The sequence below is a fragment of the Peptacetobacter hiranonis genome (assembly GCF_008151785.1).
Taxonomy (GTDB): domain Bacteria; phylum Bacillota; class Clostridia; order Peptostreptococcales; family Peptostreptococcaceae; genus Peptacetobacter; species Peptacetobacter hiranonis.
Window position 1 is genome coordinate 1,141,621 of sequence record NZ_CP036523.1, and the last position, 26,962, is coordinate 1,168,582.

Sequence of the window (26,962 nt, forward strand, 5' to 3'; positions counted from 1 at the left end):
TCCTCCTAACAATTTATTTTGAGCTTTCTTCCTGAGCTATTTTCTGAAGTTCGAATATTTTGTTCATAGCATCAAGTGGAGTCATATTCATCAGATTTAGAGATAGTATCTCTTCCTCTAGCTTGCTTTTTTCCATACTTCCAAATGAAATCTGCACTCCAGAAGTACTGTATTCCACTTTTTTGCTCTTTTTAGACTGTTTTTCTTTTAATTGTTTAGAAAGTGAGTCTACTTTTTCTTCAAGTTTTTTATTTTTATCGTTTAAGTTATCGTTTATATTTTTTAGACTATTATTTTCTGTTTTTAAATTGTCTACTTCTATTTTTAATCCCTTACATTCTTCAAAGCTCTTATCTTCATAAGACGCTTTTTCAGCAACTCTATCTTCTATATTTACTATATTTTGTGCAAATCCACTATTTCCATTGTCAGAAGACAATGCATTTAATACACTCATATTGCTTACATGGTTCTTTTCTAAATCAGATAGTATCTCAGAAGATCTGTTTATAACCTCATCTGGCAGTTTTGCCAGCTTAGCAACATATATACCATAACTCTTATCAGCTGCTTGAGGAATTATCTTTCTAAGGAATATTACATCATTTCCATCTTCTTTAACCCCTATAGAGTAGTTTTTAACCTCGTCAAACTCGTCTTCTAAATCAGTTAATTCGTGGTAATGAGTTGCAAATAATGTCTTACATTTTATATTTTTCTGTATGTACTCGACTATAGACCAAGCTAAACTTATTCCGTCGTAAGTACTAGTTCCACGACCTATTTCATCAAGTATAACTAAACTCTTATCTGTAGCATTTTTAAGAATCATTGATACTTCATTCATCTCAACCATAAATGTAGACTGTCCCTGAGATAAGTCGTCACTTGCTCCAACTCTTGTAAATATTCTATCCATTATCGGAATATCAGCGTACTCTGCAGGAACAAATGAGCCTATGTGAGCCATAAGTGCAATTATCGCAGTTTGTCGCATATATGTAGATTTACCTGACATATTTGGTCCTGTGATTATGTTTATAGTATTTTCTCCAGTTTTTAAATATGTATCGTTTGGAACAAAGTTTTCTATTCCTACGATATTTTCAACAACTGGATGTCTACCATTTTTTATCTCTAATCTATTTTCGTTGTTTATATTTGGTTTTACATACCCATTTTGTGAAGCTGTTTCAGCAAGTGCAGCATATACGTCTACATTTGCTACAATATGCGCAACTTCCTGTATTCTGTTTATATTTTTATAAACAGCACTTCTAATTTCTGTAAAGATTTCATATTCTATAGCTTTTATTTTTTCCTCAGCATTTAGAATTTTTTCTTCTATTTCTTTTAACTCTGGAGTGATGAATCTCTCCGCATTGCTAAGTGTCTGCTTTCTTATATAACTTTCATCGATATTTGCTTGAGCTAGATTAGTTTTAGTAATTTCTATATAATATCCAAAAACTTTATTAAAGCCTATTTTTAATGATTTAACCCCAGTTCTTTCTTTTTCCTTAGCTTCTATATCTTTTATGATATTCGCTCCGTTTTTAGAAATATCTCTAAGTTCGTCAAGTTCATTATTGTAACCAGATTTTATTATATTTCCGTCTTTTATTGTAATAGCAGGATCTTCCTTTATCGAATCCTCTATTAACTGATAAATATCCTCTAAAGTATCCATACTATTTATGTATTCTTTTAAAATTACACAGCTTGAATTTTCAACTGTTTCTTTTAGTAGAGGTAATTTTTCTATAGAATGTTTTAAGTTTATTAATTCTTTAGGAGTTACTTTTTCAAAAGCTATTTTCCCACAGATTCTTTCTATATCGTAAATTTTCTTTAATATTTCAATTAAGTCTTCTTTTAATATATAGTCGTCGTTTATTTCTTCTATTATGTTTAATCTATATTCTATTTTTTCTTTGTTTATAAGTGGCTGTTCTACGTATTTTCTAAGAAGTCTACCACCCATTGCAGTAGATGTTCTGTCTAATACATGAAGCAGTGATCCTTTTTTCTTTCCACCTCTTATAGTCTGTGTAAGCTCAAGATTTGTTCTTGTGAACATATCAAGTACCATATATTCTGATGAGTTGTACACGTTTATAGAGCTCATATTAGACGTTATCTGCTTCTGAGTAGAATATATATAATTTAAAATTATAGCTATACTTTTCTTTATAAGTCCGTCGTTATCTAAGTCCAGTGTTTCTATGTATTCACTTGGGAAGTAGTCAAATATTATCGACTCTTCTTCCATACCATCGTCAAAACTTTCATTTATGTATATATTTCCAACCGTTGCAATATCTCTTATCTTATCAATAAATGAAAGGTCGTTTAATATTATCTCTGAAGGGTTTACCTTTGCTATTTCTTCAACTATTTTGTCCTCGTTTAAATAAGTCGCATTTAATTCTCCTGTACTTATGTCTACATATGATAACCCGATCATATTTTTATTTCTGTATATAGACATTAGGTAGTTGTTTTTCTTGTTTTCTAAAAGTGAGCCATCAAGTACAGTACCCGGTGTTATAACTCTTATAACATCCCTTTTTACTATACCTTTTGCCTTTGCTGGGTCTTCTAGCTGCTCACCTATTGCAACTTTGTACCCGTTTTCTACTAATTTTGATATATATGAATTGGCAGAATGGAAAGGTACTCCACACATTGGAGCTCTTTCTTCTAAGCCACATGCTTTTCCAGTAAGTGCTATTTCAAGTGTTTTTGAAGCTACTATCGCATCATCAAAGAACATTTCATAAAAATCGCCCAATCTATAGAATAGTATACAGTCTTTGTATCTATCTTTTGTTTCCATATACTGTTTCATCATGGGCGTAAGTTTTTTTCTATCTACTTCCATCTTATTCCTCCATTTCAAATTATTATTAAATCAACTACTTTGTATTTTTCTTTTATCAAATATTTTTTCATCGTTCATTTGACTAAAATTTTGTCTCATTGTTTTATTATACCATATTTTTTTAAAGTTACGCATTATAACTCTATCCTTCAAATGTAATTGAAAACATTCTTTCTTTCGTGTAAAATTAAATCGTATTATTTTTTTCGTTACAGAATTTTTTTGGGGGAGGTTTTATTTTTGAAAAAGATAGTTTATAATATGGATCTTTGTAATGCTTGTTTTAAATGTCATGCAGCTTGTGCAAAGGTTCATTCGGATAAAGAAGGACTTAGTTGCAGAAAAATGAAAAGAGTTGAAAATCCTGTTACTAATTCTTTTAGATTGATTACAGAGTCTTGTAGACACTGTGAGGATCCTACTTGTATGAATAACTGTTCTCACGATGTTTTTTCTGTTGACCCAGAAACTGGTTTTGTCCTTACTAATGATGAGAATTGTATCGGATGTCAGATTTGTTCTTTTGTATGCCCATTTGATGTACCTAAGTTTTTAAATGAAAAAATAGTAAAATGCGATGGATGTAATGACAGAGTAAAAGCTGGACTATTACCTGCATGTGTAGAAGCATGCGAATCTCACGCATTACGTTTAATAGACTGTAAATAAAAAAAGAAGCTATTTAATCTTCTCTCCAGGATCAGACGCATTTAGTATTTTTTGAAAATGTAGTAATATGAGCGTCTTCCATTGTCGAGTGCGATTTAAATAGCTTCTTTTTTATTACAGTTTATTAAATTGTAATTCACGAGATTTTTTATTTTAAAATAATTGCTGTTAATTTGTTACTTCTCTTTTTTTATATTTTAAATCAGCAATCCTTGATGCCTGTTATTCTTCGGCAATGCATTGTAAATTTGTTTACCATAATTAAATAGCTTCTTTTTTATTACAGTTTATTAAATTGTAATTCGTGAGATTTTTTATTTTAGTGTTATTTTCCTCAGATTTTTCATTTGTTTTTTATATTATAAGTTATAATATAGTTATAGATAATATTTTATTAAACTAAGCAAGAACACTCGTGACTTTAGTCATGGGAGGTTCAGTCCTTATAGAAAGGAGTTTTTCCTATGAAGCTTATGTACGATGAAGAGATTTTATATAAAGTTATGACGGATCAAGTTTTACCAAATGTGTTTAAAGAGATTTATTCAATTCCTAATCATTTAATTCTAGCAGTTATTCAAAAGATAAATAATGTATCATTTAATCAAAATTGTATAATTTCTATAAATAATGAAGGACTTTTGTTTGGATTTATGAGCAAGTTAAAGGTCGATAAGGCGACTGATTATCATTTCTTTAAATTTAAAGATATGCAGGGAATTGCCTTGAAAAATGGTATTTTCGGTATGAAGATAATTATCCAATTTAAGAGTGGAACGAGATATCAATTATATGCGAGTAAGAAAAGTAACAATAATCTACCAAATCAGACAGAAAATCTAGGATATATTATTTCTGTACTTGCAGCCAAAAATTTAAATGATATGAGTAGTAAGAAGTACAGTGGAATAAAGTGGGAAAATAGAAAGTCGTCGTTTGCCTATGTTTCTACTTTAATATTGGCTCTACTAATTCCAATCTGTTTTATAAATCGTATAAAAAGTACTTTGCTTTTCACAGTTATAGTTGTCGCTGTTTGGATTGTACATTTCATATTGTTTTCTGCACTTGCAACTTCTAGTGAAAAAAGAAAGAACAAAAAATTTACAGAGGAGTACAATAAAATTATTGAAAAGTATAATGAGTCAAAAGATGATTACCAATTATACTGTGATTTAAAAAGTATTTTAAATCATCCTCGTACTAAAGACGCTAAAAATGCATATTATTTATCACTGTCTACAGCAGCGTCAAATATAGGATATTTTAATGAATCTCTAGATTATTTGGATATGGTCGAATATTTAGAGGGCGATATTTTGAATAAAGCTGTTAATCAGCAGAGAGAGGATATAAAAACACGAAGATATAATCAAAATAATTAAAGAATTTTCGTGTTTTTGTATGAATTTATTTTGAATTTTTAACAATAAAATGAATTAATTTTATTATTTTTAAGCGAAATGCAAAAAATAGATGAAAAATGTTAAGATTTTTGGTATAATATGAAAAAGTGTGTGTATATTAATAATCGATTACGCATAAAACAATTTTTATTGTTTAACATATTAAAATTTTAGGAGGCTTATCTATATGAACAAAGTAGTAATAATGGATCATCCATTAGTTCAGCACAAATTAACTTTAATGAGAGATAAAAACACTGGATCAAAAGATTTCAGAGAATTATTAACAGAAATAACTATGCTTATGGGATACGAAATAACAAGAGATCTTCCACTAGAAGAAGTTGAAATAGAAACTCCACTTGTTAAGACTAAAGCTAAAGTAATAGCTGGTAAAAAATTAGGTATCGTTCCAATATTAAGAGCGGGATTAGGAATGGTAGACGGATTACTTTCATTAGTTCCAGCTGCTAAAGTTGGTCATGTTGGTCTATACAGAGACCCAGAAACTTTAAAACCAGTTGAATACTACAGCAAATTCCCTAAGGATATAAACGAAAGAGATATGATAGTTGTAGACCCAATGTTAGCTACTGGTGGTTCTGCAGTTGCAGCTATAGACGTTGTTAAAAGAGAAGGAGCTAAAAGTGTTAAATTAGTTAACTTAGTAGCTTCTCCAGAAGGAATAGCAGAAGTTCACAAATATCATCCAGACGTTGATATATTTGTAGCAGCTCTTGACGAAAGATTAAATGAACATGGATACATATTACCAGGTTTAGGAGATGCTGGAGATAGATTATTCGGAACTAAATAAAAAGGACAAGAGTGTATCTGCTCTTAGCTCCAGGCTTCAGCGCCCCACACTGTTAGAGTAACACATTTAGCAGTTGTGGGGCGCTTGCAGTATTGTCGCTTTTGAGCAGATATTTCTCTTGCCCTCAGTTTGTTATTTTGATGTAAGGAAAGGCTGATAGAATAATAATTGCTCGTAGCCTATTTTTATTTCATTAGTTGTTCTTCATATATTGTTTTTTATATAATTTTTCAGAAATATCTTCTATAAAACCTACTAACTCTAATTTATCTAAAAATTTTTTACTTATTCTATCTATACCTAAGTATGCTCCAAGAATATTTCCTGTAATAGATCCTGTGGAATCACTATCTCCATTATGATTTACAGAAGCAATGATTCCTTTTTCAAAGTTATTGCTATATTTCAAAGAGCAATATACAGCTATTGCAAGAGTTTCCTCTGCAACCCATCCTTCTCCAAGTATATGTATAGCTTCAAGATCTTCAAGATTCTCTTTTGAAAGTTTTAATGCCTTTTCAACTATTTCTATCAATTCATAGGTGTATTCTTTGTCTATAAAGCATTCCTTAACTACTTCTATTGATTTTATTATAGCCCCCTCAATATTCATATTATAATGAACAATGCACGCTATAATTACAGCAAATATAGCTGATGAAAGATAAGCAAGTTCATGAGAATGTGTAAGTGCCGATGCTTTTGCTGCCAAAAAAGCAGTCTCTTTTAAACTTTTATTCTTAAAATATAATCCTATTGGTGCAGTTCTCATTATACCGCCACAACCCTTACTATTATTAATTTGCGTTTCTAATGTACCATTTGCTCCATTCCAAATTGACATCAAACAAGTTCTTCCAGGCTCTCTGCTAGAAAACAATTCTTTTATATTCAATAAATTAGAATATCCTTCTATTCCAATATTTATATCGCCAATTTGAGTATTTGCCCAATCTATATAACACTTTCTTAGACTCTCTATCTCGTCTCCATCAGATAAAAGTAGACCATCTATAGTAAAAAGTGTCATCTGTGTATCATCAGAAATTTCTGCAACTCCATTATTTAAATTGTATACCGTTATACCATCTTTCCCATAAATAGAAAATATCTCCTCTTCAGACATAAATTCAATTGGATAGCCTAGTGCATCCCCTACAGCTCCACCTAAAATACATCCTTTAAATCTATTTAATAGCTTATTCATTTATTATCAGCTCCATTAAAATAATATTATATTTTTATTATATTATATAAATCACTAACTTTTAAAGCAAAACATATCTATTAGCGAATTTACTTTCTTTTTCTCAGTTTTAAACTTGCTGCAAAATAAAGAAGGGATGCCACAGAATTCTGCGACACCCCAATTTATATTATTCTGCTGCTGTTTCAGCTTTTTTCTTTCCTGATATCATTGAGTATATAACCATTAGTGCAACTATACCTACTAAAGCTATTGTTACTCCATTTCCTCCAAAGAACTGCTGTAGTTTTCCAAGAACTATACCAACTACCGCGAAGTCTACATCTGAGAATGTTGAGTTTGCAACACCTAAGTTACCTAATACTGGTAATAATCCAACTGGTAAGAATGATATTAATATACCGTTGAAGAATGCTCCAAGTATAGCACCTCTTCTACCACCTGTTGCGTTACCAAATACCCCTGCTGTTGCACCACAGAAGAAGTGAGGAACAACACCTGGTATTACTATTGTAAGTCCCATAGCACCTAGTGCGAACATTGATACTATACCACCTATAAATGAACTTATGAATCCAACAAGTACTGCATTTGGAGCATAAGGGAACACTATAGGACAGTCAAGAGCTGGTCTTGAATTTGGAACAAGTTTTGTAGCAATTCCTCTGAATGCTGGAACTATTTCGTTAAGAACAAGTCTAACACCGTTCTGGATTAATATGAATCCTGCTGCGAATTTTAATGCCTGCATCATTGAGAATACTATGAAGTTCTGTCCACCTGATAAGTTTGTTTCAACATATTCTGCACCTGCTGCTATTGCAACTACTATGTAAAGTATTAACATTGTTATTGATATAGAAACAACTGAATCTCTAAGGAAGCTTAAAGATTTTGGTACGTTCATTTCTTCTGTTGATTTAGAGTTTTTACCAACTGCTCTACCTATTAATCCTGCACAAGCATAACCAACTGATGAGAAATGACCTAATGCAACTGAATCATTTTTTGTTACATCTTTCATGAATGGCTGACACATTGCTGGTGAAAGTACCATTATTATTCCAAGTGCTAAAGCTCCTGTAAATACTAACTGTACACCTGTCATTCCTGATACTGAAAGTATAACTGCTACCATACAAGCCATGTATAATGTAACGTGACCTGTTAAGAATATATTTTTGAATTTTGTAAATCTAGCTATTAATATATTAGCAAGCATACCAAATGCCATTATAAGTGCTGTTGCCTGACCGTAGTCTTTAATTGCAAGTGCAACTACTGCTTCATTGTTTGGTATTACCCCATTTATATTGAATCCATACTGGAACATCTCACCAAATGGTGCTAATGATGCTGATATTACGTCTGCTGATGCAGATATTACAACGAAACCAACCATTGCTTTTAAAGTAGCTTTTACTACATCTTCAAATGCTTTTTTCTGAAGTAAAAGTCCTACTAAAACTATAATACCTACTAGAACTGAGGGCTCCTGTATAAAATCGACTATATCACCTAATATTCCGTTCATATTTTCCTCCTTTGTTAATCAAAGCTTATTGCTTTTTAACAACCAATCCCTTTATTTATTTTTTCTTAGTATCCTATTTTTTCTTTTATTTTAGCTTTTAATTCATCTCTATCTAAAAGAGAATCTAAAACTATAAGATTTGGAAGATGAGAAGCACTTGCTTCTAAGTCTTTTCCTGTTACGAATATTTCAGCCTGATCTGCTGTAGCATCTGCTAAAGAGTTGTGAGATGCCTGATATTCTGAAGAAGCACCTAATTCATTTAATATATCTGTTATGTTCATTTCCACCATAAAACTTGATCCTAATCCTGATCCACATACTGCCATTATTGTTTTCATATTACATTACCTCCATAATTTCTTTTTCATTGTTTGAATTTAATATTTTTTCTACTTTTTCTTTGTTCATACATATTTCAGCTAATTTTTTTATCGTTTCTATATGAGAAGAACTATCTACAGCTGTTATTGTGAAGAATATTTTTATAGGTTTTCCTAAAAAATCTACTTCTTTGTTAAGCTTTAATACACATAAATCAGTTTTTAATGCTCCATCTTCTGGTCTTGCATGAGGCATTGCTATATGGTCTGCTATGCAAAAATATGCCCCAAACTCCTCTATTTTTGATAGTATTGCATCGTAGTATCTATCCTCTATAGAGCCATTTTTAACTAATTCATCACAAGATAGTTTTATCGCTTCTTCATAGTTTTTAACTTCATCTATTACTTTTACTATCATCTTTCTATCTCCTGACTTTTAAACCATTATTTTTAGATCAAAGTATTTTTCTGCGTTCTTAAATTTTTCTGCATTATTATTTTTAGTTAGTATGTTGATTAACTCAATTAGATTCTTATTTTCATCTTTGTTCGCTAAAACAACTATGGACTTAATTCTCACCTCTGAGTTATCACCAAAATAAATTTCATTCTTTAAAGTCAACATCGATACTGCATTATTTACAACATTCTTATTAGAAGCGTGGACAAATGCTATCTCTGGAATAAATACCATATATGTTCCAAGATCTTCTATAGCCTTTATCATATCGTCTACATATTCTTCTTTTATAGCTCCAGATTTTATAAGTGGTTTTGATGCTTCTGCTATTGTATCTCTCCAGTTATCTGCATCGTATAAAAAGGCTGCATTGCTCTTTTTAATGATTTCAGCAACTGATGATACTTTATCTCCCTTGTACTTAGAAACAAGATATTCACTACTTTTTTCGTATACGTTATTAAATGCTAGTTTTTTAAGCTTTAAAACGTCATCTATATTAAGCATAGGGTTAACTTCAACATATTCAATATCTGTATTTCTTATAGGAACAGTGGAAATTATAATATCAACATCCTTATTTTTTAACTCTTCTTCTAAGTTATTTAATCTGCAGACACCTTCAACCTGTATCTGAGGAAGCATTACTTCCATTCTCGCACTTAGAAGTCCTGCTGTAGCTAGTCCACTGTTGCAAACTATCAGTGCTTTTGTATCAAATATTTCTTGAGTTTTTCTCTCAAAGGCTGCTCCAAAGTGCATAGCCATGTAAGAAACCTCGTCGTCAGGAAATTCTACCCCGATTTCACTTTCGTATTTTTTCATAACATCTTCTGTTATTTGGTAAATTATCCCCAACCTCATTTTTATATCTTCTTTTAATGGGTTTTCAATCTTAAAGTTGTTTTGCATTCTGTACATTGCCACACTGAAGTGCATTACAACCGAATTTACAAAATCAAAATCATTTGAATAGTCTATTCCGGTGTATTTTTCCATATCCTCTATTATTCTCATAGCTAGATATTTATTACCATCCATTTTTACATCAGATTTATCATTTATAAAACTCATGACCTTTGCACTTTTAAACCACTTCATTAAGTAGCAAATCTCTTTCTTATCCTCTGTTTTATCAGCAAATGCGTATTGTATAGCCTCGAATTCTTCTTCCTGCTCTTTTTCATGTATGTATTCTTCACTATAATTAAAGTTTGAATACTCTCCCATCCTCATAAAGCAGTACATTATAATGATAATTAATTCTTTAAATGATGTATCTGAGTACTCAAGAGAAAGTTTATTTTCTACCTTGTGTATTCTTTCTTCTATATCATTTTTTACAGAATCAAAATCATCTATAATCATTTTTAGAAGTTTGTAATTGTCTGCATTTGAAATCTTATAGTATAGATTGATAAAGGCATATCTTACATCTTCCTCATCTCCCTCTATACAAGTTCCAACATAAGCTTTAGAAATTACATTAATTCTTAGATTATTCAATATCTCTTTAGCTTTCTTTAAGTCTGATACAACCGTATTCTTACTTATTGAAAGCATATTTGCCAATTCCTCAACTTTACTATTTCCTATCAAAAGATTTATCGCTATGAAAATTACCCTATCCTCTGGCGAATTGATTTCCACACAATCGAAAATTGATGAAAACGTCAATATATCTCTTTTTCCTTTAAATTCCAACTTGATACCGTATCTTGGCGTTCTAACTAAGGAAATTTTATCATTATCCTTCAGCATATATTCTATGTTATCCAAATCGTATCTAATTGTTCTAACACTAACTTTAAATTCTTTTGATATTTCATTTATTGTTGTATAATCTTTTTTATTATATAAGTATTTTAAAATACTATTTTGTCTTTCGTTTAATGTGATCACTTTACTTCATCTCCTAGGATTATTATATCTTTATTATAATTATCGCAGTAATTTGCCGCAATTATAAAATTTTTCCTTCATTGTGGCAAAGAAAACATAAAACTGCCACATTAAAAATCGTTTTCATGCAAGTATGCCCTCTATTTACGTATAGTTTTGCGTTTGTTTTTATTTTACGTTTACTTGCATTTATATATAATTTTGCATAAAAAAAAGACATACCATATAATTTTCTGATACATCTCGTGTTGCAAGTAATTTAAATTGGACAAAAGAAATAACTGCTCTATAGCGACAATTCCGCAAGCATCCCATATCCTATAAATGTGTTAAATAATAGGATGGGGCGCTGAGGACTGGAGCACAGAGCAGTTATTCTCTTGTCTCTTTTATAATCCTTCCACTATCCATTCTTTTTTTATCTGCCAAAGTCCAGCTTGTATGCCATTTTTAGTGACATCCTCGCCATTTTTTAGCTTATCTTCATTTCTAAAAAGATTTTGCCAACTATCCATTACTTCCCTTTTCAAATCAGGATAAAAGTTAGTCAACATTATCTTAGTTTCTAACACTCCATAAGGAGCAATTTTTTCCCTAAAAGCAACTTCTTCTTTTTCGTCTTTTCCTAAATACTTCAAGCACATAATCCTATTCCAATCTCTAACATCGAAAAGAACTACCTCATCTAGTGGAACTTCTAATTTCAATACATTTCCTCCATTTGCTTGGTCTACGTTGTATAGGTCTTTAAAGGCCCAATATGGATACTCAGCTCCTTCTGGCTTTTTAGAAAATTTACTAGCTTCATTTACAAACCAAGAATACACAGTTGTAAATACAGCTGCACTTTCTACATACTTCTTTTCAACGTATTTTTTCTTAGAAAAACACACACCATCTTTCTTTATCGCTTCTATAACAGGATCTGCCTGAAGTGCATACAAAGTTATTTTATTATTTGAGTAATCCATTCTTCCTTCACCTGGTTCTAAAAATATATATAAATGTACTCATTTTAGATATTTCGCTCTTATTCTATCTTTTGATAGTTTTAAGTCTTGGTTGAGCCAGTTATCTCAATAAAAATTTTTATCTCGATTATCCCACAACCGTATTTTTTATTTATTTAAAGCATTTTATCTAACCCCCGTCACCGATAAAATATACCCTCTATTTATCAACAGTTGGATAAATACAAAATATATTTGTGATTAAATAAAATATACTTTTAACCTATTTTCTTTTCTTAATTAGTATAAATTTTATTAAATATTATTTACTTTGTATCAGCAATTATACTTTCTAGTATTTCCTTAACTTTCTTGCAACTTGTAAACATCTTTATTTCTTTATCATACTTTCTCTCCAAAATATTCTTACTTGAATTTATATCTGCATGGATTTTGTTGTATTTATTTGAATCCATCAATTTTATTGGGGAAATTTCCATTTATATCTTCTAGTGTATCTTTTTATTAAGCTGTTCAAATATTTAATATTTAAGTTTTTTCCTTTAAATTTTTTAGGAATATCAAAGTTTATGTTATTTAACACGTTATAATAAAGCTTATTTGCTGATAGTATATAATTTATATAATATCTGTCATCAGTAGATAAATGTTTGTTATTATAAGTAGCAGTCCTAATTTCATTTTTTGTATTAGACCAACCAGATTTTATATTTCCAATTGCATCTTGTAATTCTAATTTCCAATATCTAGCTGGTAAATCCCATTGTTCATAAGACTTTGTACTTACCCATTTACCTCACCTCGATTCTATAACAAATTTATCTTTCTAATTATATTATATACTAATCGAAGTTATATTATACAAATAATATAAAAATTTTTTTAAGTTTTTAAATAAATAAAAAATACGGTCGTTATATCTAAAATACATCCGTATATATTTTTAGAGTGTTCAATCGGAATCGCTACTTTCCAATCAGTTCTCTTATGAACTTCTTAATGTTTCCATTAAGCACAGACTATATCACCATCTAATTTTTTAGATGCTCCCCATTTCCACCACCAATAGCTTGTGATGTACGGCATTTGCCTAGTCGTTGAACCTTATCCTGTTCGGATCTTGGCTGCTGATTATCCATTATTAAAGCACTTAGGATTTAACCTTATGCTATCTAGTTAATTTTTTCTGCTTTCGCAACATTCACGCTTGAATATTTTTCAATTCTACATTGTAGTTTAACTAGCTTTAGGAACTTCCAGCAATTAAAGGAGTTTTGGGCGATTTCTCGCCTCTCTACACTCTTTATGAATGTAGGGAGCTTTTTTGTAAAAATATATTTGTCTATATATGTATATTTTTGACTATATTTTTAACAACTATATAGTTGCTCCCAAATATTTCCGTAGCATGCATCGCTATTTGCCTTTACATTATCGTCAAATAGCCTAGACCAACTACTCATAATTTCCATTTTTATCTGTGGATAGAATCTACTCATATACGCCTGTGCATCACTTACACCATAGTCCGCTAAAAGCTGTCTATGTCTTTTAGCATCAGCTTCATCTGCTGGAATATATGAATAATTTAAAATCATTCCCCACTTTTCTATATTTACATGAGTTATCGTACTCGGATCTAACTCTAGTTCTAGTATTACAGAATTTTCGTCGTTCATCATTGTCGCATCTTTTTTGAAAGATACCCAAATAGGATAACTTACATCTTTAGGCTTATCCTTTGAAAGTGGGCCACTTCTCGATAGCCAATCGTACACTTCAAGTACTAAATCTGCATGTTCTTGCAAATCTTTCATTATATAATCTTTTCTTGCTATATATCTGCCGTCTTTTTCTAACTGTTTAAGAACATCTTTATTTTGTTTTGTCCATACCTTTATTTTTTCCATAGCTATCAAGTTCCTTTATAAAATGTCTATATTTAAGATATTCTATAAATTATATTAAATTCCTTCAAAAATTTTTTATTGAATTTTTATTTTTTATACATCTTTTCTTTTTAAAATAATATTTTCTATTAACGCAAATATCACTGTAAATAAAAACGCGGTTATTAATATTTTTGCAATTACATCTCCACCAAAACCACCAGGCTTCAATGCGCTCATACTATATATGACTAGCGAATAAGGAATAGAAAATGCCATTTCTGCCATAACAAATCTAAGTCCTAATATAGAAAGACACACTGAAATTCCAACAGGTACTGCAAAATTCTTCACATTCATAGATATAAATAACTGCACTGCTGCTACAGATATTCCTGTAACAGCTCCAAGAGAAATCCACTGTATCAATTCTTTAGGAATATTTGAATCCAATCCCACTATTTTCCCACCGATTATATAAAATATTGCCACCATAATCTGTAAAAAACATATTAAAATTGTCGCTGATACAAGTTTTGATATAATTATATTTCTTCTTTTTATCGGAGCTGCTAAAATTTTATTCCAATTTGAATTTTCATGTTCTAACTTACACAAATAAGAGCAGATTAATGCAATTGATGCCGGAAAGAAAAAGTAACTGTAGAACAACGAAACCTGAGTCCAAAGACTGTACCATTTATTTTGAAGTACACCTATATTCATATAATAATTTCCAGTACCCATGAAAACAGCAATCAATGGAATTATTATCAAAACAGGGACTATACCACTTCTTTTTAACTTTATAATTTCTGATTTTATACATCTAAAAAGCATATTCTACACCTCTTTTCTATTGAATAACATCAATCCAATAACTATCAACAATAAACTAAATACTATCACTATTCCTGTTGTAGTTAAATCAAATGGCAATACTTCAAATCCTATTATTCTTTTAGCACCCATAATCATTCTCGCAGGAATTAAATCCATATAATAATAGCTTGGAATAAACATCGCTATATTTCTCGGAAACAGCATAGATATTATTCCCAATAATCCTAAAAGTAGTCCAGAACCAACACCATATACCTGATTTTTTATAGAAATACAAACTAATAAAAATATCGCTATAAGCATTGTATTTACTACTATTACAGCAAGTATAGATTGTATCATTAGTGAAACTGGTACAGCTTCAAAGAAGTCAGAGAAATATGTAACTGCAATAAACCCTAAAAACTGTACTAATGTACATAAAGTAGCTACTATTTCGCAGTACACAAATTTTGATGCGTATAAATTTGCTCTACTCTGTCTAGTAAGTAAAATCTTTAAGGTTGCTCCTCTATGCTCTATTTCAGATACTTTAGATGCTGTTATAGATAAGAAAATTGGTGAAAGTAGTGCGTTTATCTGCGCTATCGAAGTTAAACCATATAGCCACATATCACTAGGAGATGTTTCCCCTCTAGAATAAAAGTTATTTGATACAGCCATAGTCCAAACTATTGTTACCAAAGTAAACAACAATGCTATGATAAGCACCTTTTTCTTTTTCATCTTTTTAAATTCAAGATATGTCCCTTTTAATATATTGACTCTCATTATATCCTCACCTTCTTACCTGTTAAATCAAGGAATATTTCTTCTAAGCTTTTTTTAATTAACTCTATTCTATAAACCTTTAACCCATTTTCTACAAATATTCTATTTATCTCTGCTATTTTAGCATCGCTCAACTTTTCTAACATTAATCTATTATTTTCTATTTTTGAAGCTATTTTTCTATCGTTTAATATTTTCTTTGCCAAAGCTAAATCAGAAATATCTATTCCTATCTGCTCTCTTCCCTTTTCTTTTAATACAGATATTTCATCTTCAAATATTATCTTTCCATCTTCTATCACTGCAATATCATCGCATATATGCTCTATTTCAGATAGTATATGACTAGAAATTATTACTGTCATTCCGTATTTTTCTGGTAATGTCTTTATTAAATTCCTTATTTCTATTATCCCAGCTGGATCTAGCCCATTTATAGGCTCATCTAGTATCAATATACTTGGATATGAGATTAGAGCCATTGCAATTCCTAGACGCTGCTTCATTCCAAGAGAATAATCTTTTACTTTTTTGTTTCTGCTATCGTAAATATTTACTGTCTTCAAAATATCTGGAATATTTTCATCTGATACATTCATCAAATTCCGCATTATTTTCATATTTTCCATGCCTGTAAGATGTTCGTAGTATGCTGGATTTTCTATAAGAGAGCCTACATTAGATAGAATTTTACTTCTATTTTTTTCGTTCATCTCCATTCCCATAATCTCTATACTTCCTCCACTAGGCTTGATAAGTCCTAACAGCATCTTCATAGTAGTACTTTTTCCAGCTCCATTTGGGCCAATAAGTCCATAAATTCTCTTCTTTCTTATATTTAGATTTGCTCCCTTTACACTGTAAAAGTTTTTATATTTTTTATCTAGGTTGTTAGTTTTTATTATGTACTTCATAAAAATCGACCTCTCTTTTATTGTTTTCTTTAGTTTAATTATATGATTTAATAATTTATAGAAAAATCGATTAACCTTACAGTTTGGGTATCTAACCTTACAATTTTGTAACATAAAAAAAGAAGGCATACCCAATCTTTTTTATCATTAAAATCTTAAAAGATTGAATATAACCTTCTATATACTAATATTTCTTATTGTATTTTTTCAAAATGTTGGTAATCTTTACTATTCTTCCAATTACCTCCCCATTTCCATCCTCTAGATGTAAATGCTTTATAGCAAGCATCACCTTTTTTAATCATTCCTTTTACATTCTTACTTCTATCTGCATAAGGTTTGCTAATACTTGGATATACCTTACCATTTTTTACTTGAGGATTATATAGAGGATTTATATCAATAGCTACACCTTTACCGTGTTTTGAAAGAACCTTAGTTCCAGCTATTAATCTGTAGCAGAAAGAAGATGTATTATTATCTTTCATAGATGATTCATCATCTGCCTTATACTCATCAATCATTCTTATTTTTTCAATAGGGTACTTAGCCTTGTATAAATCGTTGAAAATACTGCAAACATCATTGGCTACTGATTTATTTACTATTAAAACACCATCTGTATGAGCTTTATTATCAAATCCCCAATATTTTACATTTACTCTTCTTAAATCATCATATTTAATCCCAATTGCGTTATCTGGCATAGATAATCCCTTCATCTTATTTTTAGTTGACTGATCTAAAATTAAAGGCTTAAAATATTCAACTGTAATAGGTTTATTAGGTTTGTTTGTTTCCGTTTCTACCTTACCTACATTTACTATATCCTTCCCTTTTAATATACTATTATCTGAATTATTTCCAACAAATGCTATTCCATTATCTTTTGCAAGTAAAGATACAGTAAGCGCATCTATAAGTGCAGTTCCATTTGCACAGTATAGTTTTTTAGAATTAGGATAAAACTTATTTAGAATAGCTCTATTAGTCTTATATCTGTCGTTGCCAGCTAACCTTTTTGCTGAGTATGCAGCCTGTAATTTATTTGATGCAACTGTACTTCCTCCTATTACATAGTACTCTACTCCATTTTTCTTTTCTATGCTAGGATTATCTCCATCTGTAAGTATTATAGGAGCTCCTTCTCGTGCTGCAACAGAAGAAATAGACATTGCATCAGCTTCTCCTTTGAATCCATTCACTATAAATCCTTTACTATAACTTCCTATTAAATCAGCAACCTTTTGCGATGTTTCTATTCTATTACTTCCCTCTATTCTATTTACTACCTTTCCACTAGCTATCAAGCTAGCCTCTACTTTTTTTGATATTGCTGCATCTCCACCTATTATATATACATTAGATGCTGAAGATATCGCCTTTAAACTTTGTTCTGGAATATCATCTTTTCTTACAGGGATTATAGGAGCATTTTTTGCACCAGATAATCCAGATGCAGATAATCCATCTGCTAATGAACTGGTAGAGTTTACAAGTATTACTGTATTATAACTACCAACCTTTTCAGATATTTTAAAAGCGGTGTCGTATCTATCTTTTCCTCTAATAGTTTCTGTAGTTGCAGCTTCTGTTATATATGCCATACTAGTAGAAGTAAGCATAATTGAAGATAAAAATAATGATAAAAATCTTTTTCTTAGTTTCATTTTTCCTCCAGTAAAACAATTATTATTTATAAATATTATATCACTTTTTTTATCTTTTATCTCTACTTTACCGTTTATGTCTTACTCTTAATTTAACTCCTAAAGATTCAGCCAATTCTTTAGATTTTTCTATTTCTTCAGGTGTAATCTCGTCAACTACAGAAAAAGCTATATTTATCCCACAGTCTCTGCATTCTTCGGCAAATTTAAGCATAGCCTCAAAAGACTGTTCTCCAAACTTAGGTCTAGTTACTCTGCAATAACTTTCCTTATCTGGAGCATTTAAACTTATTGATACAGAATCTATACAATCTTTTATGCACTCAGCTGTATTTTTTTCATGAATAAGGTCTCCAAGTCCATTTGTATTTATTCTTGTTTTTATATCAGCTTTAGATTTTATATATTTTGCTGTTTCTATAAGGTCATCCATTCTCATCATAGGTTCACCAAATCCACAGAACACTATTTCTTTATAATCATCTAAATTAAATCTTTCTAAATCCGCTTTTATTTCTTCCATAGATGGATCATGGTCTAACCATAGGCTATTATTGTTTCCCACTGTTTCATGCTCTTCTCTTACACAGAATACACATCTACATGGACATTTATTTGTAAGGTTTACATAAAGACTATCTCCTATTGGGTAGAATATTGTCATCATAATTTATCACTCCTATTTCATTATTTTAAAATTATTAATTATAGAATTAATTTTTGTAAACTAATTTTTACAATTATATTATACTATAACTTCTTCAAACGTTTCAGATAATAGTACAATCTTATACTTATTGTTAGATTGTACCAATACAAAATAAATATATTTTCTTTTTCTTATTTTTTCAAATTTCAAAATGTATAGAAATCGTTTACTTTTTATATTATAATTATTATAATAAGTTTTAAACAATTTATAAAATATGTATAAGTAAAATAATTTTGGGAGTTGATTACAATGAAATTTAACAAATTCAATGCAAATCAGATTAGAGAAATAAACAAAGGTCTTAGCTCTGGTCTTGACGTTTCTATTTATAGAAATGAATGTTTTGACAGTGCACAGATGAGAGAAATAAGACTTGGTTTAAAAGCTAATCTGGATGTTTCTATCTATGCCGATCCTAAATTTGACAGCAAGGATATGCAGACTATAAGGGAAGCATTAGAAAATGGAAATGATATTTCTAAATATGTAAGAGATGGTTTCTCTTCTCAGGAGCTTTACTGGATATCAAAAGGTTTAAAAGAAGGTCTTGATGTTTCTCTTTATGCAAAGAAAAAATACGACAGCTATAAAATGGCAGAAATATTTGGAGCTTTAAAATCAGGACTTGATTTATCTCCATTTGATATAGATAATTTATCAGAATATCAGTTACAGCAGGTTATATTAGGGCTTAGAGCTGGTATAGATGTTTGTTCTTATGCTGACCCTTCAAATGAGAATATGTTTGAAGATAGAGTTAAATTAGTTAAAGAATGTGTTGGAAATGCACTTGCATCAGGAGAAAATGTAACTCAGCAGCAGCTTAATATAATAGCTCATTACAAAAATGATGGACTAGATACTACATCTTGGGAAAACTATAAATTTGATAGAGATAGATTAGAACAGATAGTAAAAGGTCTTGAAAAACACGTTGATGTAAACGCATTTGCAAAACCTAAATTCTCTAAAGAACAGATGTATGAAATAAGACATGGTTTAATGGAAGACTGTGATGTTTCTGTTTACGCAACTACTGATTTCAATGCAGAACAGATGTGTGAAATAAGAAAAGGTCTTAGAATAGGACTTGATGTAAAACCTTATGCAACTACTGATTTTGATATGCATCAGATGTACGAAATAAGACAGGCTATAAAAGAAGGATCTGAAGTTTCTCTTCTTGCAAATCCTGAATTTGACTTCCAGCAGATGAGACAAATAAGAAAAGGTCTTGCTGAAAAACTAGATGTTTCTGTTTATGCAAACCCTGAATTCTCAGCTGACAAAATGTACTATCTATACAGAGGTATGAGCGAAGGATTTGATATGGCTAAGTATGTAGACTTCAATGAAGATCAGTTAAAGAGAATAGTTGCAGGTTTATTTGAAGCATTAGAAGTTTGTAAGAAAAAATATGGTATAACAAATTAATTAATATATAAAATCACCCTGGACTTTTGTTCAGGGTTTTTTATGCAAAAGAAAAACACCTTTTCAGGTGTTTTTCTTTTGCACTATTCTTGGGGAGTAACTATATAACAAATAGCTATCAATATTTAATATTTTTTATTATATTTTTATCTTTATTTAATTTATGCTGCTAATAAATGATATTTTACTTTTATGTTTGCTTTATCAAATGCAAGCCCTACTATTATAAATACTATTGCACTTCCTAAAGGCTGTACAAGTCCTACAAGACTCATAACAAATGCTGCCTGAATACTACCTATCATAATTCCTTCTGCAAGCATATAAAGTACAGTTCCTACTATTCCTGCTATTAAAGTTGCTACAACATTTCTCATATTTATTATCTTTTCTGTTTTGTTTGTAAAGAAAAGTACTAATATCGGTTTTATTATCATTGTTGGTATAGCCCATATAGCAGCTCCCGTTGCTATGTCAGCAAGTCCTGCTCCTATTGCAGCTGCAGCCATTGCATATGGTGTTGGAAGTAATACTGCTGCTAAGTAAATAAACGCATCCCCTACATGTACATATCCTCCATTTCCTCCAACTGGTATATGAAGGATGTAGGCTGTTGCTAAAAATACTAAAGCTGCTAATAATGCTGCCAGTACAATTAATCTCGTTTTTTTGTTTGTTTCTTCATTGCTCATTTTTTTATCCCCCTTGGTAAAACAATTATTCCTAAAACAGTACAAACTGTTTTTTTCTATGGTTATATAATAACTTATATCATACAATTTTGAAATATGTTTGTGTAAATTTCTTTAATCTCTATAATTGTATGATTACATTAATTTTGTAAGCATACAATTATTCTTTTGTTATTTATTTTATATTTGAAGCATAAAAAATACTGCCACAGAACACCTTTAAAAGGTGTTCTTGTGACAGTACCTTTAACTGACACCTAACGGTCGTCAGTTTTTTTGTATTCAAATTTAGCTCCACAATTAGGACAAATTAATTCTGGCATATTTTTTTCATTTAGCGAAGCTATCGCTCCCAATGAAAAGAATGCATCTTGTCTTAGTTCTTCTAATATAAATTCTGGTACTCCTTTTTCAAATCCACAAGACTTACATTCATAATTGTATAACTTTTGTCCTTTACTCATTTCTTCTAATTCTTTTAGCATACTATTTCTCCTAATAATTTTAATTACACTAATTATACACTATTATTTATATTTGAGTATAGCAAAGCTAGCCTATTTAATAGACTTTTAAAATAATTCTTTTTGTGTTGTTGTATTCAAAGAAATTTCTTTTTCTATAATTTCTTCGTAGATTATTCTTTTATAATTTGATTTATCTAGTACATTATATATTAATCCATATTTATAATGCCATATTTCCCATAGAATCATGTCTTTTCCACACTTTTTACAAATATAAGGATTTACTCCAAATGATTCTATCAATCTATCTTTAAAATTTTTCTTTACTGTATTCTTCTTTTTTATCAGCTTAGATATATTTCTGTGTCTCATAAAATTATATAATTTCAATATTTCTATGCTTAATTTATTTTTTACTCTTGAATATAGACCGTATCTTCTTGCAACTCTAAAACCCTTCGGGTGAATATGTTGGGTTATTTTACCTATAAATTCTAATACATTTACAGTTATTTCTCTTTTTCCCTTAGGTTTTTTGTTTTCATACCAGTAAGTTACATTTTTCCCATCGTAATTAATTATTCTATACTCAGCGATAGCTGGTCTAGCCAAATATCTACCTATATATTGAGTTGCCTGTTTTATATTAGTTAAACGTCTTTCTGCATTTACATAGAATTCTTTCTTATATAACTTATTTATCAAATTTCTAGTTTTTCTATCTCTAAAGTTGTTTTTTATTATATCTAGTACCAACTTTCGCCATACTTTTTTCATATATGTATACGGTATGAAATCTAATTTTTTAAACCACTTATTATTTCTATCTATTCCACCTTCGGTGTATAAGGCATGTATGTGAGGATTCCATTTTAAATCTCCACCAAAAGTGTGTACTACAGCAATTACCCCTAATTCATAATCTCCATTTGTTTTCTTTTTATGAAAACTATCTAATACCTTATATGTAGCATCTTGTAAATCTTTTAAAAGCTCTCGCTTTCTGTAGAAATAGACTCTTAACTCCTCTGGAATTGTGAAAACTGCATGTCTATGAGAAACATCAAGAATATTTTCTACCTGTTTTTCTGCCCATTCCATAGAATATTTTCTTCCACACTTTGTGCAAAACTTACTTTTACAAGTGAACCCTTGAATATACTCCTCTCCACAGTCTATACATTTATGTTTTATATATCCTTTTTCTATATTTCCACAATTTAAAGCCTTTATTACAGTATTTTCTATCTGATCCCTCATTTCTCTTCTAACTTTATTCCAATATTTTAGTTTGAATTCTTCAAAGTGATTTTTTAATATTTTCTTAATGATTTTTTCATCTTTTTGTTTTTTCAATACATTCATATTACTATTGTACATAAGTTTTCCACAGTTTTAAATTATTATAATTTCCTTAGGAATAAAAAAAGCTATTGCAAAACACAATAGCCATATATAAGTATTTAACTACAAATATATAATTCATAATTATTTACTTTTCATGTCAACAGATTACAATATTGTCGCAATCTCTATTTCAACAGCATAAAATTTTGTAGGCCAACACAAATTAATTTGCATCGACAATTCTGCAAGCGACACGCAACTTATAAATGTGTTACATAAAAGTGCGTGTCGCTGAAGCCTGGAGAGCAAATAATTGTGTTGTATGCAAAATTTGCTGTTGAAAAGAATTGCGACACCGATATATTATAATCTGTATCCTTTTTTATATACTTCACTCATTGGTGTTTTTTCATAATCCACCTTGCTTCCGTCAAATATATCAAACTCATGAACCTTACTCTTTGCAGAAACAACAGTCCATTTTCCATCTTTCTTTTTAAGATTTAAATCTATATCAGAAATTCCACCACCTCTAGCAGATGGCTGAGTAACTAGAACTTCTTTACCAGTTTTTTCGTTCTTAAACTCATGCTCCTGAATAGTTATATGTGTATGTCCAGCAACTATTGCATCAATTCCTTCAACAGTTCTCGCAATTTCCTTAACTCTATTTCCAGGATGTCTAGGCTTTTTAGGCTCCTCTCCAGAATGGACTGTAAGTATAACGACATCTGGATTTTCATTTTCTTTTATATATTTTGCCCATTTATTTGCTTCTTTCACTAAATCATCTAATCTATACTGATTATTGTACTGCTCCAAAGAAGATAGACTATAATCACCTGTGTAAGTTGGTCTTTCTTTTCCCTCTTCCCATTTATACGGCTCAGCAACTTCAGGAAGTGTAAGTCCTAAAACTGCTGCTTTTATAGTATTTGGACCTTCTTTAATTTCCTTAACTATATAAGGTTTTACAACGTTTTTATTTGTTTTATTATTGTATAGATTTGCTGAAAGTACTGAAATATTAGCCTTATTAAGTTCATTTACTAAATAATCAAATTCTTCTTGGCTGTTTTCTACAAATTCGTGATTACCTAAAGTAACTGAGTCAAATTTCATTCTTTCTAAGTCTCTTATTAAAGGAGCTTGACCTTCACGAGGCTCTCCAATTTTTTCAACTATCATATCTGGTATATCATCACCGTTTATATCGCTGTCTGTTTCATTGAATCCATCCCCATCTAGATCCTTTCCATAGAATCTTACTCGTCCATTTTCATCAAATGTAGGTCTAGTTCCATCAAACCACTCCTGCATTTCGTAAGTTTCTGATCCCCAGAAATCTCCAGAGTCTACAACTAAATCAGCTTCACCATTTTTTCTTTTATCCTCTACATATTTTATCATTGCCCTTGAAGTAGCACCATGTATGTCTGTAGTTGCAAGGACATTTATCGATGCCTCATGTGTCTTTTTGTAGAATACAGCACCAGCTAGAAGAGCTGCAACCAATCCTATTGCTACGTATTTTTTGTTCATTATATACCTCTTTCTAATTATATTCTTGATTTTAATTCACTTTTTTAATTATATACTAGTTATATTTATATTAGAAGTAATTCAAATCTTTCTTTAAGTAATCTTTAGATTAATTAAAATTTCTTTATATTTATTTTATCAGTTTAGAAGTAAAATTTGTTGATTATTGTATGAACGGTAGTTTTTTATGTATATAATGCAAAAAAACTCATATAATTTTAGATAATAATTTCTAAAATTATATGAGTTTTACCAAAATATCAGATTTTATATTATAATAATTTTTATTTTTTATAAACTAGATAATGTTAAAATGAACTGAGTTATCGCAATGATAAAAGCAAAGATTGTCAACTGATATCTAAATTTAGACATTTTATAAGTTTTATCTTCTATATCTTCTTCTGCTTTTACAGTTTTGATATATTGTAGTAATTTATCTCAAATTTTAAGATTTTAACTTCTCAATCTCTAATTTTAACTCTTCAATTTCATTTTTCAATACACTTATCTGATGCTCAGATTTTTCAAGCATTATACGCATACTTCTATTCAAAGAGAATATATTGCTCTTCAATAAGTTGATTGCATTTGTGTATTCTGGATAATAATCATTACCATAATCTGCAATAGGTATGATAAATCTATCTGTTTCATCAATATATTTAACTAATTTTTCATAAGGGAATGAATATAATGTTGAGCTATTATGAAGTCTATCGCTCAATTTTATTAAAAGAGCTTTTCCATTGTTCTTTATTCCATCAAAATATACCTGGAGTTCGTCATCTGATATTCCAGATTCTTTGGTAAGTATTGTGATTATTTCTAAAACCTCACGAGATAATCCGTACTCAGTTACAAATTCCTCTCTATTATCTTTTAGCTTATCCTGGCAATCTTCTAAAACATCGTGAAGAAGTGCAGCTGCCAAAATAGTATCGTCTTCTATTCCACAAGAAATCAAAGTATTACATACTTTCAAAGGATGCGTTATGTATGGATCTCCACCTCGTCTGTATTGTCCCTCATGCAATCTTTTTGCCAAAGATAGAGCAATTATAGTCTGCTGAAAATTCTTTGCAACAGCGTATCCTTTTATAAATAAATATGTTTTTATGTATTTGCTTTCTTCATTTATTTCAAAGTCGCTTTTTGTATTTTCGATATTTTTTATTTCTGACATAGTTAACTCCCTTTCCTCAATATAAATACTGGGTTGAAAATAAAAATACCCAAATTGAATTAATTTTAAACGTATTTGTAAAATTTATAATTTTATAGTTAACATAATAATATTATGTTGCTTAATTTTAAAATAATAAAAAAAACACCTCAAAAACGACCTTTTAAAATCGTTTTTAAGGTGCTTGTAAAATATTTCTCTTGTGTTTGATTGTCGAAAAAATAAATTCTTTTAAAATCTAAAATAAGAGCTTATATTAGGGGTAAGCTATTTTTAGTTCACAAGATTGATATTTTGCTCGTTTATTAGAGGATATACGCATAAATTTGAGCTATCAAGATTTTCTTTATTCATATCAACTGCATTTATTTGACTATTGTTGTATGTTTTATAGTAATAGATACCTTCATCTATATTGCAGCATGATGAATATATTGTTTTTTCGTATTTTCCATTGCCTAAATCACAAAGACCATTCTGCTGCTCAACAGATCCTAAAATATGGAAAAATTGGGAAACACTTTCATCTTCAGAGTGCCCTGCTATAGAATTTAGTTTTGTAAATGCAGCTTTTACAAAACGTGACATAGATGATAAGTCACCAGGCATTCCAATACCTCCCATCCCACGACTATAGATATCCATATCAACTTTTTCTGAAAATAGATTTTTTGGATCTTTTGTTGATATGTTATGATAATTGTTTAAGTTGAACATTTGATAGTCAAAAGTAGGGCTATTTGTCATAACTCCTATTGGATTGTCGTATATTTTTAATCCATCTTTTACGCTTTCAACTACTATACATTCATTTTTGTCTGATATCATCCAGTGAAGTGGTGATAGTGGAAGTTGCTCGTTGAAGTTTATATTCACAAGATTTAAGTTTTCTAGAGATTCTCTAGCTTCTTCAACTGTTACAAAGCTACCTAAAAGCCATGGAATTAATTCAAATGGAGAGATATTTATCTTTCCTTCAATAAACTCATTGTAAAAAGCATTTTTAGGGAAGTTCAATCCAGCTATACTAAGCCCTTTTTCATTTGTTGCATCATAGTATAAAGGATAATTTTCTATCACTGCAGCTACTCCTATAAAAGCATAGTGAGTTTTTAAATTTCCTTCTTTTCTAAACTTAAATTGGAAATTTCTAGGTGTTACCACCACTTTTTCCCCATAAGATATATCATAATCGAAATTTCTCCCAAAATAATGTGCTTTTGTTTTATAAGTTATTGCTGTACACATATTGACCTCCTTGAAATAATAGAGTTTAGTCTATATTATTTTTCATCTCACAAAATCATTACCTTTAATTA

Annotated in this window: 24 protein-coding genes; 4 read left to right on the plus strand and 20 right to left on the minus strand. The window is 30.0% G+C overall.

Annotated elements, in window-relative coordinates; translation table 11 throughout:
• Positions 1-13: 13 nt before the first annotated feature.
• Entirely contained in the window at positions 14-2,884 is a 2,871-nt protein-coding gene (mutS, locus tag KGNDJEFE_RS05305; RefSeq protein WP_006439481.1) for a DNA mismatch repair protein MutS, read from the minus strand.
• A 240-nt stretch (positions 2,885-3,124) separates the two neighbouring features.
• On the opposite strand from mutS, the gene KGNDJEFE_RS05310 reads away from it, so the two are divergent.
• The 3 genes from KGNDJEFE_RS05310 to upp all read left to right on the plus strand — a co-directional run bounded on the left by KGNDJEFE_RS05310 (position 3,125) and on the right by upp (position 5,776).
• Positions 3,125-3,553: a 4Fe-4S dicluster domain-containing protein gene (locus KGNDJEFE_RS05310; RefSeq protein ID WP_050754637.1), complete on the plus strand. Its 429-nt coding sequence runs from the start codon at positions 3,125-3,127 to the stop codon at positions 3,551-3,553.
• Between the two features lie 464 nt (positions 3,554-4,017).
• Complete coding sequence (locus KGNDJEFE_RS05315) at positions 4,018-4,938, plus strand: hypothetical protein (RefSeq protein WP_006439483.1); 921 nt, start codon at positions 4,018-4,020, stop codon at positions 4,936-4,938.
• Positions 4,939-5,146: 208 nt separating this feature from the next.
• On the plus strand, positions 5,147-5,776 hold the full coding sequence (gene upp, locus KGNDJEFE_RS05320) for a uracil phosphoribosyltransferase (RefSeq protein ID WP_006439484.1): 630 nt from the start codon (positions 5,147-5,149) through the stop codon (positions 5,774-5,776).
• 193 nt (positions 5,777-5,969) lie between these two features.
• Here the strand turns inward: upp and KGNDJEFE_RS05325 are convergent, their stop codons facing one another.
• From KGNDJEFE_RS05325 to KGNDJEFE_RS05380, 13 genes are all read right to left on the minus strand, one after another.
• Complete coding sequence (locus KGNDJEFE_RS05325; protein WP_006439485.1) at positions 5,970-6,983, minus strand: ADP-ribosylglycohydrolase family protein; 1,014 nt, start codon at positions 6,981-6,983, stop codon at positions 5,970-5,972.
• Between the two features lie 169 nt (positions 6,984-7,152).
• Positions 7,153-8,517 (minus strand): PTS ascorbate transporter subunit IIC, encoded by a 1,365-nt coding sequence (locus KGNDJEFE_RS05330; RefSeq protein WP_006439486.1) that lies wholly within the window; start codon positions 8,515-8,517, stop codon positions 7,153-7,155.
• A gap of 65 nt (positions 8,518-8,582) precedes the next feature.
• On the minus strand, positions 8,583-8,858 hold the full coding sequence (locus KGNDJEFE_RS05335; RefSeq protein WP_006439487.1) for a PTS sugar transporter subunit IIB: 276 nt from the start codon (positions 8,856-8,858) through the stop codon (positions 8,583-8,585).
• A 1-nt stretch (position 8,859) separates the two neighbouring features.
• Positions 8,860-9,261, minus strand: coding sequence for a PTS sugar transporter subunit IIA (locus KGNDJEFE_RS05340; RefSeq protein WP_006439488.1), 402 nt, complete (start codon positions 9,259-9,261; stop codon positions 8,860-8,862).
• Positions 9,262-9,279: 18 nt separating this feature from the next.
• Positions 9,280-11,205, minus strand: a complete 1,926-nt coding sequence (locus KGNDJEFE_RS05345) for a BglG family transcription antiterminator (protein ID WP_006439489.1) — start codon at positions 11,203-11,205, stop codon at positions 9,280-9,282.
• 389 nt (positions 11,206-11,594) lie between these two features.
• Entirely contained in the window at positions 11,595-12,176 is a 582-nt protein-coding gene (locus tag KGNDJEFE_RS05350; RefSeq protein ID WP_006439490.1) for a DUF3841 domain-containing protein, read from the minus strand.
• A gap of 305 nt (positions 12,177-12,481) precedes the next feature.
• The gene (locus KGNDJEFE_RS11730; RefSeq protein WP_170239658.1) at positions 12,482-12,655 is read right to left on the minus strand and encodes a hypothetical protein; all 174 of its coding nucleotides are present in this window, start codon (positions 12,653-12,655) and stop codon (positions 12,482-12,484) included.
• Between the two features lie 891 nt (positions 12,656-13,546).
• A complete protein-coding gene (locus KGNDJEFE_RS05355; protein WP_148881808.1) occupies positions 13,547-14,086 on the minus strand; it encodes a DUF3841 domain-containing protein in 540 nt (179 codons plus the stop codon).
• A gap of 93 nt (positions 14,087-14,179) precedes the next feature.
• A complete protein-coding gene (locus KGNDJEFE_RS05360) occupies positions 14,180-14,905 on the minus strand; it encodes an ABC transporter permease (protein ID WP_006439492.1) in 726 nt (241 codons plus the stop codon).
• Between the two features lie 3 nt (positions 14,906-14,908).
• On the minus strand, positions 14,909-15,679 hold the full coding sequence (locus tag KGNDJEFE_RS05365) for an ABC transporter permease (RefSeq protein ID WP_006439493.1): 771 nt from the start codon (positions 15,677-15,679) through the stop codon (positions 14,909-14,911).
• Positions 15,679-16,593: an ABC transporter ATP-binding protein gene (locus KGNDJEFE_RS05370; RefSeq protein ID WP_040410253.1), complete on the minus strand. Its 915-nt coding sequence runs from the start codon at positions 16,591-16,593 to the stop codon at positions 15,679-15,681. The genes KGNDJEFE_RS05365 and KGNDJEFE_RS05370 overlap by 1 nt, the downstream gene beginning before the upstream one ends.
• A gap of 194 nt (positions 16,594-16,787) precedes the next feature.
• Complete coding sequence (locus KGNDJEFE_RS05375) at positions 16,788-18,263, minus strand: cell wall-binding repeat-containing protein (protein ID WP_083780542.1); 1,476 nt, start codon at positions 18,261-18,263, stop codon at positions 16,788-16,790.
• 67 nt (positions 18,264-18,330) lie between these two features.
• Positions 18,331-18,930, minus strand: coding sequence for a TIGR04100 family radical SAM protein (locus KGNDJEFE_RS05380; RefSeq protein ID WP_006439496.1), 600 nt, complete (start codon positions 18,928-18,930; stop codon positions 18,331-18,333).
• Positions 18,931-19,224: 294 nt separating this feature from the next.
• Here KGNDJEFE_RS05380 and KGNDJEFE_RS05385 point away from each other — a divergent pair, with 294 nt between their 5' ends.
• The gene (locus KGNDJEFE_RS05385; protein WP_006439497.1) at positions 19,225-20,409 is read left to right on the plus strand and encodes a hypothetical protein; all 1,185 of its coding nucleotides are present in this window, start codon (positions 19,225-19,227) and stop codon (positions 20,407-20,409) included.
• Between the two features lie 161 nt (positions 20,410-20,570).
• On the opposite strand, the gene KGNDJEFE_RS05390 is transcribed toward KGNDJEFE_RS05385, so the two are convergent.
• From KGNDJEFE_RS05390 to bsh, 6 genes are all read right to left on the minus strand, one after another.
• Positions 20,571-21,101 (minus strand): TIGR04002 family protein, encoded by a 531-nt coding sequence (locus KGNDJEFE_RS05390; RefSeq protein ID WP_006439498.1) that lies wholly within the window; start codon positions 21,099-21,101, stop codon positions 20,571-20,573.
• 257 nt (positions 21,102-21,358) lie between these two features.
• Positions 21,359-21,586, minus strand: coding sequence for a hypothetical protein (locus KGNDJEFE_RS05395; protein ID WP_118549764.1), 228 nt, complete (start codon positions 21,584-21,586; stop codon positions 21,359-21,361).
• A gap of 87 nt (positions 21,587-21,673) precedes the next feature.
• Entirely contained in the window at positions 21,674-22,933 is a 1,260-nt protein-coding gene (locus tag KGNDJEFE_RS05400) for an IS91 family transposase (RefSeq protein ID WP_170239656.1), read from the minus strand.
• A gap of 345 nt (positions 22,934-23,278) precedes the next feature.
• Positions 23,279-24,457, minus strand: coding sequence for a metallophosphoesterase (locus KGNDJEFE_RS05405; RefSeq protein ID WP_006439499.1), 1,179 nt, complete (start codon positions 24,455-24,457; stop codon positions 23,279-23,281).
• A gap of 448 nt (positions 24,458-24,905) precedes the next feature.
• On the minus strand, positions 24,906-25,643 hold the full coding sequence (locus KGNDJEFE_RS05410; RefSeq protein WP_006439500.1) for an HD domain-containing protein: 738 nt from the start codon (positions 25,641-25,643) through the stop codon (positions 24,906-24,908).
• A gap of 273 nt (positions 25,644-25,916) precedes the next feature.
• The gene (bsh, locus tag KGNDJEFE_RS05415; protein WP_006439501.1) at positions 25,917-26,891 is read right to left on the minus strand and encodes a choloylglycine hydrolase; all 975 of its coding nucleotides are present in this window, start codon (positions 26,889-26,891) and stop codon (positions 25,917-25,919) included.
• Positions 26,892-26,962 lie beyond the last annotated feature (71 nt).

Bases quoted from the DNA above. Each gene is read 5' to 3' on its own strand.
- KGNDJEFE_RS05355 (WP_148881808.1), bottom strand. From the start codon at position 14,086: ATGGAAAAAATAAAGGTATGGACAAAACAAAATAAAGATGTTCTTAAA.
- KGNDJEFE_RS05370 (WP_040410253.1), bottom strand. From the start codon at position 16,593: ATGAAGTACATAATAAAAACTAACAACCTAGATAAAAAATATAAAAAC.
- KGNDJEFE_RS05375 (WP_083780542.1), bottom strand. From the start codon at position 18,263: ATGAAACTAAGAAAAAGATTTTTATCATTATTTTTATCTTCAATTATG.
- KGNDJEFE_RS05365 (WP_006439493.1), bottom strand. From the start codon at position 15,679: ATGAGAGTCAATATATTAAAAGGGACATATCTTGAATTTAAAAAGATG.
- KGNDJEFE_RS05405 (WP_006439499.1), bottom strand. From the start codon at position 24,457: ATGAACAAAAAATACGTAGCAATAGGATTGGTTGCAGCTCTTCTAGCT.
- KGNDJEFE_RS11730 (WP_170239658.1), bottom strand. From the start codon at position 12,655: ATGGAAATTTCCCCAATAAAATTGATGGATTCAAATAAATACAACAAA.
- KGNDJEFE_RS05325 (WP_006439485.1), bottom strand. From the start codon at position 6,983: ATGAATAAGCTATTAAATAGATTTAAAGGATGTATTTTAGGTGGAGCT.
- KGNDJEFE_RS05350 (WP_006439490.1), bottom strand. From the start codon at position 12,176: ATGGATTACTCAAATAATAAAATAACTTTGTATGCACTTCAGGCAGAT.
- KGNDJEFE_RS05380 (WP_006439496.1), bottom strand. From the start codon at position 18,930: ATGATGACAATATTCTACCCAATAGGAGATAGTCTTTATGTAAACCTT.
- bsh (WP_006439501.1), bottom strand. From the start codon at position 26,891: ATGTGTACAGCAATAACTTATAAAACAAAAGCACATTATTTTGGGAGA.
- KGNDJEFE_RS05315 (WP_006439483.1), top strand. From the start codon at position 4,018: ATGAAGCTTATGTACGATGAAGAGATTTTATATAAAGTTATGACGGAT.
- KGNDJEFE_RS05395 (WP_118549764.1), bottom strand. From the start codon at position 21,586: ATGCTAAAAGAATTAGAAGAAATGAGTAAAGGACAAAAGTTATACAAT.
- KGNDJEFE_RS05390 (WP_006439498.1), bottom strand. From the start codon at position 21,101: ATGAGCAATGAAGAAACAAACAAAAAAACGAGATTAATTGTACTGGCA.
- KGNDJEFE_RS05385 (WP_006439497.1), top strand. From the start codon at position 19,225: ATGAAATTTAACAAATTCAATGCAAATCAGATTAGAGAAATAAACAAA.
- KGNDJEFE_RS05340 (WP_006439488.1), bottom strand. From the start codon at position 9,261: ATGATAGTAAAAGTAATAGATGAAGTTAAAAACTATGAAGAAGCGATA.
- KGNDJEFE_RS05335 (WP_006439487.1), bottom strand. From the start codon at position 8,858: ATGAAAACAATAATGGCAGTATGTGGATCAGGATTAGGATCAAGTTTT.
- KGNDJEFE_RS05360 (WP_006439492.1), bottom strand. From the start codon at position 14,905: ATGCTTTTTAGATGTATAAAATCAGAAATTATAAAGTTAAAAAGAAGT.
- KGNDJEFE_RS05330 (WP_006439486.1), bottom strand. From the start codon at position 8,517: ATGAACGGAATATTAGGTGATATAGTCGATTTTATACAGGAGCCCTCA.
- upp (WP_006439484.1), top strand. From the start codon at position 5,147: ATGAACAAAGTAGTAATAATGGATCATCCATTAGTTCAGCACAAATTA.
- KGNDJEFE_RS05410 (WP_006439500.1), bottom strand. From the start codon at position 25,643: ATGTCAGAAATAAAAAATATCGAAAATACAAAAAGCGACTTTGAAATA.
- mutS (WP_006439481.1), bottom strand. From the start codon at position 2,884: ATGGAAGTAGATAGAAAAAAACTTACGCCCATGATGAAACAGTATATG.
- KGNDJEFE_RS05400 (WP_170239656.1), bottom strand. From the start codon at position 22,933: ATGAATGTATTGAAAAAACAAAAAGATGAAAAAATCATTAAGAAAATA.